The sequence below is a fragment of the Paenibacillus sp. FSL H8-0261 genome (genome assembly GCF_045040645.1).
GTDB lineage: Bacteria > Bacillota > Bacilli > Paenibacillales > Paenibacillaceae > Paenibacillus_AQ.
Window position 1 is genome coordinate 1,517,804 of record NZ_CP150297.1, and the last position, 13,664, is coordinate 1,531,467.

General features: G+C 43.9%; 15 protein-coding genes. 10 read left to right on the forward strand and 5 right to left on the reverse strand.

Translation table 11 applies throughout. The annotated features are described in order from the left end of the window. Nucleotides 1-52 precede the first annotated feature (52 nt). From MHI27_RS06685 to MHI27_RS06700, 4 genes are all read left to right on the forward strand, one after another. Nucleotides 53-613 (forward strand): RNA polymerase sigma factor, encoded by a 561-nt coding sequence (locus tag MHI27_RS06685; RefSeq protein ID WP_042125119.1) that lies wholly within the window; start codon nucleotides 53-55, stop codon nucleotides 611-613. Further along, nucleotides 610-1,062, forward strand: coding sequence for an anti-sigma factor (locus tag MHI27_RS06690; RefSeq protein WP_042125121.1), 453 nt, complete (start codon nucleotides 610-612; stop codon nucleotides 1,060-1,062). The genes MHI27_RS06685 and MHI27_RS06690 overlap by 4 nt, the downstream gene beginning before the upstream one ends. 80 nt (nucleotides 1,063-1,142) lie before the next feature. Beyond that, a complete protein-coding gene (locus MHI27_RS06695) occupies nucleotides 1,143-1,640 on the forward strand; it encodes a hypothetical protein (protein WP_042185734.1) in 498 nt (165 codons plus the stop codon). Nucleotides 1,641-1,657: 17 nt separating this feature from the next. Further along, on the forward strand, nucleotides 1,658-2,749 hold the full coding sequence (locus tag MHI27_RS06700; RefSeq protein ID WP_042185736.1) for a DUF4097 family beta strand repeat-containing protein: 1,092 nt from the start codon (nucleotides 1,658-1,660) through the stop codon (nucleotides 2,747-2,749). An 80-nt stretch (nucleotides 2,750-2,829) separates the two neighbouring features. Here MHI27_RS06700 and MHI27_RS06705 read toward each other — a convergent pair whose 3' ends face one another. Beyond that, nucleotides 2,830-3,810: an aldo/keto reductase gene (locus MHI27_RS06705; protein WP_405175878.1), complete on the reverse strand. Its 981-nt coding sequence runs from the start codon at nucleotides 3,808-3,810 to the stop codon at nucleotides 2,830-2,832. Between the two features lie 238 nt (nucleotides 3,811-4,048). Here MHI27_RS06705 and leuB point away from each other — a divergent pair, with 238 nt between their 5' ends. The 5 genes from leuB to MHI27_RS06730 all read left to right on the forward strand — a co-directional run bounded on the left by leuB (nucleotide 4,049) and on the right by MHI27_RS06730 (nucleotide 9,573). Next, nucleotides 4,049-5,131, forward strand: a complete 1,083-nt coding sequence (leuB, locus tag MHI27_RS06710) for a 3-isopropylmalate dehydrogenase (protein WP_042125128.1) — start codon at nucleotides 4,049-4,051, stop codon at nucleotides 5,129-5,131. 161 nt (nucleotides 5,132-5,292) lie between these two features. After that, nucleotides 5,293-5,832: a peroxiredoxin gene (locus MHI27_RS06715; protein WP_042125130.1), complete on the forward strand. Its 540-nt coding sequence runs from the start codon at nucleotides 5,293-5,295 to the stop codon at nucleotides 5,830-5,832. Nucleotides 5,833-6,061: 229 nt separating this feature from the next. Further along, complete coding sequence (locus tag MHI27_RS06720) at nucleotides 6,062-6,469, forward strand: hypothetical protein (protein ID WP_042125131.1); 408 nt, start codon at nucleotides 6,062-6,064, stop codon at nucleotides 6,467-6,469. A 368-nt stretch (nucleotides 6,470-6,837) separates the two neighbouring features. Next, nucleotides 6,838-7,944 carry an ATP-binding protein gene (locus MHI27_RS06725; RefSeq protein ID WP_076298229.1) on the forward strand — a complete coding sequence of 369 codons (1,107 nt, stop codon included), beginning with the start codon at nucleotides 6,838-6,840 and terminating at the stop codon, nucleotides 7,942-7,944. A 123-nt stretch (nucleotides 7,945-8,067) separates the two neighbouring features. Further along, nucleotides 8,068-9,573, forward strand: a complete 1,506-nt coding sequence (locus MHI27_RS06730; RefSeq protein WP_405175879.1) for a leucyl aminopeptidase — start codon at nucleotides 8,068-8,070, stop codon at nucleotides 9,571-9,573. Between the two features lie 106 nt (nucleotides 9,574-9,679). Here the strand turns inward: MHI27_RS06730 and MHI27_RS06735 are convergent, their stop codons facing one another. From MHI27_RS06735 to MHI27_RS06750, 4 genes are all read right to left on the reverse strand, one after another. Continuing rightward, a complete protein-coding gene (locus MHI27_RS06735; protein WP_179085847.1) occupies nucleotides 9,680-9,826 on the reverse strand; it encodes a hypothetical protein in 147 nt (48 codons plus the stop codon). A 103-nt stretch (nucleotides 9,827-9,929) separates the two neighbouring features. After that, a complete protein-coding gene (locus MHI27_RS06740; RefSeq protein WP_076286329.1) occupies nucleotides 9,930-10,109 on the reverse strand; it encodes a FeoB-associated Cys-rich membrane protein in 180 nt (59 codons plus the stop codon). Between the two features lie 44 nt (nucleotides 10,110-10,153). After that, nucleotides 10,154-12,166, reverse strand: coding sequence for a ferrous iron transport protein B (gene feoB, locus MHI27_RS06745; RefSeq protein WP_405175880.1), 2,013 nt, complete (start codon nucleotides 12,164-12,166; stop codon nucleotides 10,154-10,156). Beyond that, complete coding sequence (locus MHI27_RS06750) at nucleotides 12,163-12,333, reverse strand: FeoA family protein (RefSeq protein WP_231573393.1); 171 nt, start codon at nucleotides 12,331-12,333, stop codon at nucleotides 12,163-12,165. Before MHI27_RS06750 ends, feoB begins: the two co-directional genes overlap by 4 nt. 335 nt (nucleotides 12,334-12,668) lie before the next feature. Between MHI27_RS06750 and MHI27_RS06755 the strand changes: the two genes are divergently transcribed. Continuing rightward, on the forward strand, nucleotides 12,669-13,628 hold the full coding sequence (locus MHI27_RS06755; protein WP_170880320.1) for an aldolase catalytic domain-containing protein: 960 nt from the start codon (nucleotides 12,669-12,671) through the stop codon (nucleotides 13,626-13,628). Nucleotides 13,629-13,664: the final 36 nt, after the last annotated feature.

The following is a 13,664-nucleotide window of genomic DNA, read 5'->3' on the forward strand; positions in this document are numbered from 1 at the left end:
TTAAAAAAAAGTTGCAGGGGATTAGAATTGGCTGGCGTCTAACGTTATGTAGGTGAAGGAGGGGAGAAAGCTGGAAGAGGCGGAATGGATTTCTGCTGTGCTGAACGGTGAGCATCAGGCCTTTGGGCATTTGGTGACACGTTATCAAGGCATGGTATACAGAGTGTGCGTCAAGATTACTGGAGAAGCCGAATCGGCCAAAGATATGGCCCAAGAGGTTTTTATAAAAGCATACAAAGCGCTCCCCTCCTTCAGAGGACAGTCTACCTTCTCGACATGGCTTTATCGGATAGCCTATCGAACCTGTCTGGACTGGAAACGGGCCAATGATAGGGAGTGGAGGCATCGGAGTGCAGCTGATTACACTGAGAATGATTGGGTAACGTCTCAAACACCAGAGCAAGAGGTGCTAGAGCAGGAACAATCAGCTGAGCTGGGTGAGAATGTGAACAGCCTTGCGGAACCGTACCGGTCGGTCGTACAGCTGTACTATTTTCAGCGAAATTCTTATCAAGAGATAGCGGAGCAAAAAGGTGTTTCCGTTAAGACTATCGAATCGCAGCTTTATCGTGCCAGACAGATGATGCGTAGACAAAGGGAGGAATTGCGATGAATTGTGCAATAGTGAAGGAATGGATGCCACATTACATTGACGGCCTACTGTCTCCAGATATGGAGCTGAGTATCCGGTTGCACATACAATCCTGTCCTGATTGCGCGCAGTGGCTGGAGGAAGCTAAGGAAATGTCCGCTCTTTGGTCAGAAATGGAAACGGACAGTGAATATCAGCATGAACAGATGGACTTTCCAGATCTCGCAGCAGGTGTTATGGCCCATATCGAGCAGCTCGAAACAGGACGCAGAGAGCGAGCGGTTAAAGCGACAAGCGTAAGACGTCGCTATGCTCCTAGAACATCTTGGATGCATTATGCGGTGGCTGCCTGCTTGAGCTTCTTATTGTTACAGTTTGGCGTTTTTGAGAATTTGGCTTATGGGATTACTGAAATTAATGGTCATGTGTCGAATTCGGTGACCCAATGGTTTGGTGGTTTTAGAAAATAGTCATAAAGAGATTTATAAATAATAGATGGATTCAGGTAAACTGAAAAGTTTATGCTATCCAAATTTTAGGAGGATGTATTATGATTAAGAAGAGACGTTGGCTCACTTTTATGCTAGCTATGGTTCCTGGTGTAGGTCATTTGTACTTAGGTTTCAAAAAGCAGGGGCTGCAGTTTATGATCGGGGCTTCCTTATGTATTATGTTTATTCCGTCTGAGCCCATGATCTTCCCTTTTGCGCTAGCTGCACTATGGTTTTACCAATTGTTTGATGCCCTACAGAAAGCGGCTTGGATGAAAATAACTGCAGCCGAACATGAGCGTATGATGTTCCATCCTGACAGCTTCGGAGAACCTTGGACGATGGGGATGTCCTCTATGCCGGGTTACCCACATGAAGATGTGAATCCGGCTTGGGTTGGTGTTGGATGTGTTGTTGCCGGTTTCCTTATGCTGGTGATCTCAGCATTTCCGACGCTTTGGAGAATGTTAATTGAGATTAACATTGGTACGATCTTGCTATCACTGGGTCTGATTGCGTACGGTCTGAAGATGCTAAGAAACAATACGAGAGCGTAAGAAACGGGGATTTGACTATGGGGAGATGGAAAATCGGGAGTTTTACTGCAGCTATAGGCTGCATTGCACTTGGTGTCATTATTGTGATGGCTCAGTATAATATGATCAGCTATGAAGTACTTGGTTATTTATGGCCAGCACTGTTGATCTTGTTCGGACTCGAGATGTTGCTAAGATTGTTTATCAAATCCGATGCCAAAAGTCGTGTGAGCGGTTGGGCAATCCTATTGATCATCCTGTTGGTTGGAGCAAGCAGTGCACAGAGCGTAATGGCCGGCGGCTCACTTAGCAGTTTAATCGGGAATACACATTTAACTCCACTAAGCGGCAATGTCGAAGTGAAAGACAATATTACGACGCTGAAAATCGTACTTCCAAGTGGAAAAGTAAAGGTCGAGGGAATAGATGGAAGCTCATTGGATTATGAGGGAAGCTTACTCCTACCTGGAAAATCGCAAAGTGAAGCCGAAAGTGCGTTGGAAAAGAAATGGAAAGTAAAAACTGAGGGAGATACACTGATTATGGAGCTTGATACAGATCATAATTGGTTCTCTAATATTCAGTTTGGATTTAATACTAAAAGTCCTTATTTAAATGTAAGTGTACCTAGCAGCCTTGCCGTTGAGGTAGATACTAGTGACGGGTCAATAGAAGCCTGGGATTTAAAGTCTGGCTTAGTGGTTGATACTAGTAATGGGGTTATAAATATTCATGATGTTGCTGGCGGAGTTGAAGCAGATACCAGCAATGGCTCACTGACTGTTCAGAACATCCAAGGTGGAGCGCAGCTCAAAAGCTCTAATGGTGCGATTATATTGGATAATATAGATGGAGCGTTGACGGCAAAGAGCAGCAACGGCAAGATCACTATTAATTCAGCAGTGACTGGAAAATGGAAATGTTCGTCTAGTAACGGAAAGATTACGGTGGGGTTGCCAACTGTGTCCGATGCGAAGATTACAGCGGATACTAGCAATGGCTCACTGAAGGGGAATGTCCCTTGGGATCTAGACGGGGACAGCTTTGGCACTGCCATTCTTGGTAAAGGAACTTATACTGTGGACCTAAGTACGAGTAATGGAAGTGTAACCGTGGACACAGCTGAATAAGTACGAACAATAAAGGGAGTTAAGGCTTCAGCGATTGGTTCTGCTGAAGCCTTAACTCCCTTTTTCAAATTATAAGAAACCTACCAAGCGTAAGCTTTAGGAGCTTCTCCGCCCGGTCCTGGGAAGATCTCATCTAAACGTTTAAGGACAGATTCATCTAGCACAATCTCAAGACTGCGCAGTGCACTCTCGAATTGCTCTAGTGTGCGTGGTCCAATAATGGGTGCGGTTACAGCAGGATTGGCTAATAACCATGCTAGTGCTACATTATCTTGTGGTTCCCCAAGCTCCATACATAAGCTTGCAAAAGCCTCAAGCTGATCTTTGTATTGCTCTACGCGTTCAGCATTTCCTCCACTGCGGCTGCCTTCTATTTTCTTAAGTGCATTGCGTCCAAGAAGACCTCCATCCAGTGGGCTCCAAGGAATAACGCCTAATCCATGATGGAGAGAGGAGGGTAATACTTCAAGTTCAGGAAGGCGACAGGTGAGGCTGTATTTATGCTGCTCAGAAATCAAACCTAAAAAGCCACGTGCCTTCGCTTCTTGTTGGGCCACAGCGATATCCCATCCCGCAAAGTTACTGGAGCCGACATAACCAATCTTTCCTTGGTTTACAGCAAGCTCTAAAGCCCCCCACAGCTCGTCCCAAGAGACACTACGGTCAACATGATGCATCTGGTACAATTCAATATGATCGGTCTGGAGACGCTGTAGAGACCCCTCTAGATGGCGGCGTATAATATAAGATGATAGTCCACCCTCATCATTAGGCCCGTCGAGCTTATCGCTCATTGCACCGTATACCTTGGTAGCTAACACGACCTTTTCACGTCGCCCCCCACCTTGCTTAAACCAACGACCAATAATCGTTTCTGTTAAACCGGAATTCTCACCCCAACCATAAATGTTAGCGGTATCAAAAAAATTAACACCTGCGTCGAGTGCAGCGTCCATAATACGGAAGGCTTCTTGTTCATCTGTTTGTGGGCCGAAGTTCATTGTTCCGAGACATAGCCGACTGACCTTCATACCGGATTTGCCAAGCTTAGCATATTGCACTTCGCATTCACTCCTTAGGTAGATGATTTCAACTTAATTGTAAACATCTTCAGAAATAAGAGCAAATAAGAGCAAATATGAAGCGGCAATTTGGATAAGTTGTCTTATCTCATTGAATTATAGGCTATGCCTATCAACTCAATAGAATCTATATCTTTGTCCTTTACGACTGGGTATGATACAACAATATAAAGAAGAACTATGTCTGTTAGAGCAGACCACTTGAGGAGTGACTGAGATGAGTGAGGTTAAAAAAATCGCCGTAATCGCAGGGGACGGTATTGGACCTGAAGTAGTAGCTGAAGCAGAAAAAGTATTGAAAGCAACGGAAGAAGTATTTGGTTATGCTTTTGAAACGGAGCACGCTCTTTTTGGAGGCATTGCAATAGACGAAAGAGGCACACCGCTGCCGGAAGATACACTGGAAATCTGTCGCAGTGCTGACGCCGTATTACTGGGCGCTGTAGGCGGACCGAAGTGGGATAACAATTCTAAGGAGCTTCGTCCTGAAACCGGATTGCTTGGCATTCGCAAAGCACTTGGATTGTTCTCAAACTTACGTCCAGCAGTCGTATTCGATTGCCTTAAGGACGCTTCGACATTGAAGCCAGAAGTGCTGGAAGGTACCGATCTTATGGTCGTTCGTGAGCTGACTGGTGGGATTTATTTCGGAGATAAACTGCGTCGTCAAGGTGAACATGGTGAAGAAGCAGTGGATACCTGTGTATATAACGTAATGGAAGTGGAACGAATTGTGCGTCAGGCTTTTGAGATTGCTGGCAAGCGTCGCAATAAGCTGGCAAGTGTTGATAAAGCGAATGTACTTGAAACTTCACGTTTATGGCGTGAGGTCGTAAATAAGATTGCTCCAGAATATCCTGAGGTAGAGGTTGAACATGTACTCGTTGATAACTGTGCAATGCAGCTGCTGCGTCGTCCAGCTAGCTTTGATGTTATCGTTACCGAGAACATGTTTGGTGACATTCTGAGCGACGAGGCTGCGATGTTGACAGGCTCTATCGGTATGCTTGCTTCCGCTTCGATGGGCGATGGTAACTACGGTCTCTACGAGCCCGTTCACGGCTCCGCACCTGATATTGCCGGACAAGGACTTGCGAACCCGATTGCAACAATCTTGTCCTTAGCACTAATGTACCGTTTAACCTTTGGTTATGAGGATGCGGCTGCTGCGATAGAGGCTGCAGTAGCTGAAGTATTGGATGCAGGACACCGTACAAGTGATATCGCCGTAGATAAGAGCAAAGCGATCAGTACATCTGAAATGGGCGACCTGATTGTTGCAGCTATCCGCAAAGCATAATAAAATCTAATTTCTAATTACGATTATAGGGGAATTTGTCTAAGATTGACTTTGATTTTGTACGATGATACCATTTGATATGTAGACAAGATGTAAATTATTCCAGCATATCACGACAAGAAATGGTTGGTTTCTTACATAATCAAAGGAGGATTTTGGCAATGGCTGAACGTTTAGTAGGTAGACCAGCTCCAGATTTTACTATGCAAACCGTATCAGGTGATGGTAAGGATTTTGGTAAAGTAAGTCTGTCCGACTATCGTGGCAAATGGCTGGTATTCTTCTTTTATCCTCTGGACTTCACTTTTGTATGTCCGACTGAAATCACAGCTCTCAGTGAAGCAGCTGCGCAGTTCGAAGCGCTTGATACAGAAATTCTCGGCGCAAGTGTAGATTCGATCCACAGCCACAAAGCATGGATCAATACACCTAAGGATTCGAATGGTCTTGGCCGTTTGAATTTCCCGCTTGCTGCTGATATTACTAAACAAGTTGCTAAAGACTACGGCATTCTGATTGAAGAAGAAGGTATTGCATTGCGTGGATTGTTCATCATTGATCCTGAAGGTGAATTGAAATATCAGGTCGTTAATCACAATGATGTAGGTCGCAGCGTAGAAGAAACACTTCGTGTCCTGCAAGCCCTGCAATCTGGTGGCTTATGCCCTATGAACTGGAAACCAGGTGACAGAAACCTTTAAATGTTGTTCTGCTATTATCTGATCTTTGATATTCTGATTTCGACCTCCTTGCAGAAGTTTTTTCTGTATGGAGGTTTTTTGCACCAAAAAAGACTTAAATAAAAAATGGATTTGAAAATAGGCGTGAAAAGTTATATTATGTCCTCGAGTGGAGGAATCTCCATTGGGGTAATGTAATACAATAATAAAAACTCAGATGGGTTAGTTATTCTAAGGAGGGTGAACAAATATGAGCTTTTGCTGTGGAGCGAGTATGGTAGGAACAAAGGGAACCCTTAAACATTATCGCACGCAAGTCCATAATGTTCCCCTGCTTTTTTGTCCGGTATGTCATCGTGTAGAGGTTCACTATAAGGTCGAAAACGAGTATGAGATCTTGGCGGAATACGCACATGGAGACGGTGTTACTGATGTGGATTTTCAGGACTATGTCATGGAAGACGAAACTGCAATATTCGAGAATGTCATTAACATCGAGAGTGAAGAGCCTCTAGCTATTGTGCGGAGTCAGATCGATATGGCGCTTGACCTGCTTGCTGTAGCCAAACAGATTGAGGATACGAAGTGGGAACGGGAATTGAAGAAAAGATTAGCTGTGATGAGTCAAAGACGCCTTCGTCTGCAACAGAAAGCGTAAGATTATTTACAATTTGGGTCTGACCCATTTCTTTATCAAGGCCTTCGCAACTGCGAGGGCTTTTAGCTTTTTCTAAATTTTTCTTAAACGTGTTTAAATCAATTGAACGAATTAATAGTAATAAATATAATTAGATGTGATTTTTTATATGTCTTTGGAATCATTTTATGAATTTTTTTATCATTCGACAGTTTCTCTGATTGCGTTGTCTACTTCACTTGGATATGATTGGAATATAATTGAACCGGTTGGAAAAAGTGCAACGATTACCGAATGTTCTGGCGGCTTCGTCATATACTCAAATACATAGTAATTTGATGTCGCTTTAGCGTCTTCGTCAAATGCAGTAAAAGGGGGAACTTCGTATCGTGATTAGCCAATATCAAGAAAGTCTTCTATTACCGGGAAGAACCTATCAGTCAGGGCCTGTGGATACTACATACGAGGATGTACTAGAGAATATTGACAGCGGAATCATGCTTTTTGATGAAGAGGGAGTTATAAGTTTTGTAAATAAGCAAATGTACGGGATGCTAGAATTAACCCGTCACTCCCTTGTCGGCTGTACAATATCACACCTATTATCTAACGTTAGACTAAGCCGCTTTAAGAAAAAGCAAGTACTGCAAAGCTATAGAGAGATGGTATACAAAGGAAAATCAAATTATGAATTTTTAGACGAGTATGGCCGTTACTGGAAGGTTACATTATGCTGTGGAGAGCAAATGAAGGGTTGTTATTTGTTTACAGTTAAAGAAATCTCCGATTATAAGTTGATTGAGCAAACGGCTTACCAGAACGATAGTTTGGCTATGCTAGGTAAATTATCTGCATCTATTGCACATGAAATCCGGAATCCATTAACTGCAATTCGTGGATTTATTCAATTGCTTCACCCGCATCTACAGCAGCTTGGGAAACAGGAATACGGCAAGATAATCTTGGCAGAGATCGATCGTGCCAATGATATCATTCATGAATTCCTTACTTCCTCCAAGCCGTCAGTTCCTCAAGTGGGAATGATTCCTGTGTCAGCTTTACTCAAGGAAGTAGTGCTGCTTACAGAGAGCGAAGCCCTGATGAAAGGTTGCCAGATCAATCTACATCCTTTTCAGGAGGGAGATATGATGATTTCTGGAGATGTAAAACAAATGAAACAGGTAGTCCTCAACCTGATTAGAAACGCTATGGAGGCCGTTGCGGATAGAGCAGATGGTCTAATGGGTATAATAGAGGTTGGAGCCCACAGAGAGGGTTCTGAGGTCCGTATGTTCATTTCTGATAACGGAAAGGGAATGGATATCCGTACACTGGACAGGTTATTTAGTCCATTTTTTACAACTAAGGAGAATGGGACAGGGCTAGGGCTTTCCGTGAGTGACCGAATCATCAAAAATCATGGCGGATGCATTTCTGTCAGTAGTAGAGTTAATGAAGGTACTCATTTTGTAATCTCATTGCCATTAATTCATTAGTACATTCGATTAGAATATAAAGTGTTTAAGAGGCTGATCCCTGCGGATAATACAGATGCAGAGATCGGCCTTGCTTATGTTACAATGGGGGTTGGTTTTGGGAGACAAATGGAGGTAGACACAATGAATATAGAATTTAATAGTGGCAGTGCCATTAATGAAATACAGGGTGATGCCCTTATTCTTATCATCTCTGAGTCGGAAGCCCAACATGGAGGCCTCTCAGAGAGGTGGAATGACAGAATTCGATTATTAGGAAAGTCAGGTCTCTTTAGTGGGAAGCTGAATCAGACTTATGTACTGCCATTAGATTATCCATCTGGTTGTCCTGTAGCTATTTTAGTTGGAAAAGGGGACCAATTAATTAGTACTGAAGACCTACGTCAAATGGCGGTTCAGATAGCACGTGCAGCACTTCGATTGAAGGCAATACAGCTAGTGTTTCAGTTGCCTGAAGGTGTTCAGGAGCTAACAGAAGATAAGGATATCGTATCTATTGCCTATGCGTTGTCTGAGGGGGTGTCACTTGGTTCCTATCGTCGTCCCACCTATAAGCAGGAGCAATCTCAATATATAGGTCCAAACTCGGTTATTTTTACTATCGAGAAGAAGCCAGCGGATACTTTCGAGCGTGACTGGAATCTGGGCATGCAGAGAGGGCTGGCTTTTGGTGAGGCTACGAATCTGGCACGGAACTTGACGAATATGCCCGGCAATCTGCTGACTCCATCTGACCTTGCTGTGGCCGCTATAGAAGTTGCTGAACGTTATGGATTTCCTTCCGAAGTGCTGGATGAACGGGAAATTGAGCAAAAAGGAATGGGCGGATTGCTCGCAGTCGGAAAAGGAAGTGTAAACCCTCCTCGAATGATCGTCATCCGTTACCAGGGAACGGGGCACTGGGATAATGTAGTGGGGCTGGTCGGTAAAGGGATTACTTTTGATACGGGGGGAATTTCCTTAAAAAGAGCCCCAGGCATGGAAGAGTTAATCAGTGATATGGGAGGCGCAGCGGCTGTGCTTGGAGTCATGGAGGCATTAGGCCGATTACGTCCACGAATTAATGTCGTAATGGTCATTCCATCCGCTGAGAATATGCCATCTGCTAATGCCTTTAAACCCGGGGATATCATTACATCAATGAGCGGAAGAACCATAGAAGTATTGAATACCGATGCAGAAGGCAGACTTGTACTTGGGGATGCGCTGACCTATGCTCGGGAATGGGGAGCGAAACGAGTTATTGATGTCGCTACGCTGACAGGTGCAGTGTTGTCGACATTAGGAGATATAGCTACAGGTGCTGTTACTAACAACGAGGAATTTATGGAGCAGTTTCTGACAGCAGCTAATGTTTCGGGTGAGAAAATATGGCAGCTTCCGGCTTACCCGGAATTCCGTGAAATGCTAAAGAGTGAAGTTGCCGATATCCGTAACACCGCAGGAAGATTCGGGGGAGCCACTACCGCTGGGTTATTTGTAGGTGAGTTTGCGGAAGGTCTGCCGTGGATACACCTAGATATTGCTGGAACCGCATTTCTTTCTAAAGAACGTGGAGTTAATCCTAGAGGCGGTACAGGAGTCATGGTTCGCACATTGGTTCAGTGGTTGCTCAGCGAAAGCGAATGATTAGCTCTTCATAATCAACAAAAAGAAACCTCGTCCTAGGACAATGGATGGAAGACCGACCATTCCCTAAGGCGAGGTTTCTTTGCTTTTGTAAGAATGCTGAAGATTAAATATTGCCACTGGATTTTTTAGCCTTCGATTGAGAAGTAAAGGATTGAATACTGTTCATTATTTTATCGCGAGTTCCCTTATTCTTCAGTAAATAGGCTACGCCCAATGCGGCAGTTGTAAAAAATGTTTTTTTTGTGTTCATAGTGATTACCTCCTTAGGTATGGTCTGTAGTTGCTTATAACAAACATACCCGAAAGCAATGCAAGCTAAACTATGAACCCTTTCATATAACGGTTAGGCAAGCCTACTTCTTCTTATTAACAGGTGTTGAGCAGCAGGAGAGGGGAGAATCTAAAGACGCTGCAGAACAGGTCTTGCCCTTATCACAGCCAGCGCAAGCGCCTTGCTTGCCCTTTTGCACATGTCGATAGATGATCCAGCCTGAATAACCGAAGATCAGAGTGACGATTAGAACATTTATCATTATGGTGCCCCACTTTCATTAAGAGAATCAACGAATTACAAGTTCTATGACCAGCCTAATAATCGCCCACCTTGGAAAATAACAAAAGATACGATATACGCCAGAGCAAGAGAATAGCCAATGGAGAAGAAAGTCCATTTCCAAGAGGCTGTTTCTTTTTTGATAACCCCTACAGTGGCCAGACAAGGAATATATAACAGGATAAAGGCCATAAAGCTGATTGCACTTAGCGGTGTAAAGACTTGTGAAATTTGATTCTCTAATCCAGCGGTATCTGGTGCGTGATAGATGATATTCATCGTAGACACAACAACCTCTTTCGCTAAAAATCCTGGGACCAAGGTAGAGCCGGCCTGCCACGTTCCGAAACCAAGCGGTTCCAGTAGTGGTGCAATCATGCCTCCGAATTTAGCTAGATAGCTATGATCCATTTCTACATCAAATCCGCCAGGACCAGCATAAGACATGAACCAAATAATGGCTGATCCAGCTAGAATAATCGTTCCCGCTTTACGAAGGAACCCTTTGCCCTTCTCCCAAGTGCTGCGCGATAAGGTTTTGATCTGCGGCATTCGGTAAGGAGGAAGTTCGATGATGAAGACGGAGGATTCATTCTTGAATAAGTATTTAGAGAATACCTTACAAAGAATTAGGGCAAAAACAATACCCATAACATACATAGAGAGAACGGCAAACGCTTGTTGCTCTGGGAAGAATACAACTGCGAATAATGCATAAACAGGTAATCTTGCAGAACAAGACATCAGCGGCATTAACAGGGTTGTCAGCATGCGGTCTTTGGGCTGTTCGATGCTTCGCGCCGCCATAATGGCCGGTACATTGCAACCAAAACCAATGATAAATGGAATGAATGCTTTTCCGTTCAGTCCCATTCGTTCCATGGTGCTGTCCATCAACAAGCAGACCCTTGCCATGTATCCGGAATCCTCTAGGAAGGAAATGATCAGAAAGAGAATGAAGATTTGCGGAACAAAGACCAGTACGCCGCCTACACCGCCGATGATGCCATCCACAATCAATGCATGCGTGAAGCCTGAAGCTCCAATGGTCTGAAGCAGCGAGTTTGTTCCATCACTAATAGGGCCGGAAATCAGGCCATCTACGATATCCGATAGGGGGCCGCCAACCCAGTCAAATGTAGTCTTAAAGAGAGCATACATAAAGAAAATGAATAAGGGCAGTCCCCAAAATCGATGAGTCAATACCGAATCTAATCTTTCGGTTAAGTTATGGGGCTTCTGAGCTGTCGTATCAAGGACTTCGACACAAATATTGCGAATATACTCCATACGGTTCGAGCGAATCCATTGCGGGAGTGTCAGGGCGAGTTTTTTGATTTGTAGCTCACTCTGACAAGACTCACAGATATTTAGCAGTCCCGTAACATCTATACGCGACTTCAGAAACTGAAGTATAACCGGATTCTGCTCCAATAGCTGTAGAGCGACCCAACGGTGATTGGGCAGATCTTTTATAGAACGTAATTCCTTTTCTATAGAAGATATCGCTCGCTCGACGACCTCACCATAATTCAGCTTGAACTTTACAGCAGGAATAGCTGACGATTCCTCGAGGATGCTGAGCATCTGTACGCTGCCTTTACCGGTTCTTGCTATAAGGGGGAGGACGGTGACACCCAATCTTGATTGTAAAATGGTTTGATTAATATGAATACCACGCGCATTAGCGACGTCAATCATATTAAGACCGAGTACAGTAGGCTTGCCATACTCAAGTAGTTGAAGCGTGAGCAGCAGATTACGTTCCAGCTGGGATGCATCCACGATATTGATTAATGCTTCAGGGGATTCTTCTATCAGATATTGGGCTGCGACCCCTTCATCACGGGAGAGTGGGTGCAGAGAATAGATGCCGGGCAAATCAATGAGCTTGCCTGCCCCGTTCTTCAGATTTCCGATCTTTTTCTCAACCGTAACGCCTGCCCAGTTCCCTACATATTCGTATGAAGTCGTTAATGTATTGAAGAGAGAGGTCTTCCCTGTATTGGGATTGCCCACAAGAGCTATAGAACTCAAGATACGTTCACCTCAATCAGAGAAGCTTCTTTGCGGCGTATGGCGAACAGCTGGCCGTTACATTCTAGCGTAATCGGTCCCCAAAAAGGTCCCTTTCCTTTAAGACGGATGTTCACACCCTCTGACACTCCGAGATCAGCAAGACGACGGCGTAGAACGGGGTTCATTCCTTCTATTTTATGAATATTTCCAGCAGCACCAGGTTGTAATTCCAGTAAGGAACAGCAGGTAGAAGTAGCTATTGTAATCCCTCCAAAAGAGATTGAGAATCAATCTCAACTGTTTTCTTGTAATGTAGCATTTTTAAGTGTTTGTATACTGTGATATTTGTCCCTGACCTCCTGTGATAATTACTTTAAAGTGCTAAAGGCGAAATACCTTTACAATTTATTCTTCATTAAAGTATGATTGAACGATATAAATTGCATAGTAAAGCTATGCTAGAGGTTATAATGATTGCAATAGCGGATACGATGATTGCAGGAATTGAAGGGAGATAATTATGAAGACTAATCAATGTAAGATTGTTGACTGCACCATTCGCGATGGGGGGCTCGTTAACAACTGGGATTTCAGCGTGGAATTTGTGCAAAATTTGTATGCCGGCTTGAATGAGGCTGGTGTTGACTATATGGAAATCGGTTATAAAAACTCCCCTAAACTGCTCAAAGGAGCAGAAGGTGCTGGACCATGGCGTTTTCTAAACGATGACTTCTTACGTAAAGTTATCCCGCAAAAGGGACATACGAAGCTTTCCGCTTTGGTTGATATCGGTCGTGTGGATGAGAATGATATTTTACCTCGCAGCGAAAGTATGCTGGATCTGATTCGGGTAGCTTGTTATAGCAAAGATGTGGAGAAGGCCTTACAACTGGTACAAACCTTCCATGATCTAGGCTATGAGACAACGATCAATATTATGGCTTTGTCGAATGTAATGGAGAATGAATTATTAGAAGCTTTCGAAATGATTCGTGAGAGTGTAGTTGATGTGGTATACATTGTGGATTCATACGGTAGTCTAGATCACAACGACATCAATTACTTAGTTGAGAAGTTCAAAACTCATTTGCCAAACAAACGTCTGGGAGTACATACCCACAATAATCTTCAACTCGCGTTCTCCAATACGTTGATTGCTGCTGAGAAAGGTGTAGAGCTGCTGGACGCTTCCTGTTATGGAATGGGACGTGCTGCGGGGAACTGTCCTACAGAGCTGCTAGTGACTCATTTGAAGAATACACGTTACACATTGCGCCCTGTAATTGATATCATTGAACGCCTGATGATTCCTTTACGTGAAAAAGAAGAGTGGGGCTATATCATTCCTTACATGATCACTGGAACACTTGATGAGCATCCACGTTCAGCAATGGCGCTTCGCGCATCGGCGGATAAGGATAAAGCGGTTGATTTCTATGATAAGCTTACAACACCAGAGGTTAACTTCGGAGATAAATAAACCTGTTGTTCAGAAGCACTGAACCCGTTCGTAGGG

Bases quoted from the DNA above. Each gene is read 5' to 3' on its own strand.
- MHI27_RS06690 (WP_042125121.1), top strand. From the start codon at position 610: ATGAATTGTGCAATAGTGAAGGAATGGATGCCACATTACATTGACGGC.
- MHI27_RS06695 (WP_042185734.1), top strand. From the start codon at position 1,143: ATGATTAAGAAGAGACGTTGGCTCACTTTTATGCTAGCTATGGTTCCT.
- MHI27_RS06700 (WP_042185736.1), top strand. From the start codon at position 1,658: ATGGGGAGATGGAAAATCGGGAGTTTTACTGCAGCTATAGGCTGCATT.
- leuB (WP_042125128.1), top strand. From the start codon at position 4,049: ATGAGTGAGGTTAAAAAAATCGCCGTAATCGCAGGGGACGGTATTGGA.
- MHI27_RS06715 (WP_042125130.1), top strand. From the start codon at position 5,293: ATGGCTGAACGTTTAGTAGGTAGACCAGCTCCAGATTTTACTATGCAA.
- MHI27_RS06720 (WP_042125131.1), top strand. From the start codon at position 6,062: ATGAGCTTTTGCTGTGGAGCGAGTATGGTAGGAACAAAGGGAACCCTT.
- MHI27_RS06730 (WP_405175879.1), top strand. From the start codon at position 8,068: ATGAATATAGAATTTAATAGTGGCAGTGCCATTAATGAAATACAGGGT.
- MHI27_RS06735 (WP_179085847.1), bottom strand. From the start codon at position 9,826: ATGAACACAAAAAAAACATTTTTTACAACTGCCGCATTGGGCGTAGCC.
- MHI27_RS06740 (WP_076286329.1), bottom strand. From the start codon at position 10,109: ATGATAAATGTTCTAATCGTCACTCTGATCTTCGGTTATTCAGGCTGG.
- MHI27_RS06750 (WP_231573393.1), bottom strand. From the start codon at position 12,333: ATGAACCCCGTTCTACGCCGTCGTCTTGCTGATCTCGGAGTGTCAGAG.
- MHI27_RS06755 (WP_170880320.1), top strand. From the start codon at position 12,669: ATGAAGACTAATCAATGTAAGATTGTTGACTGCACCATTCGCGATGGG.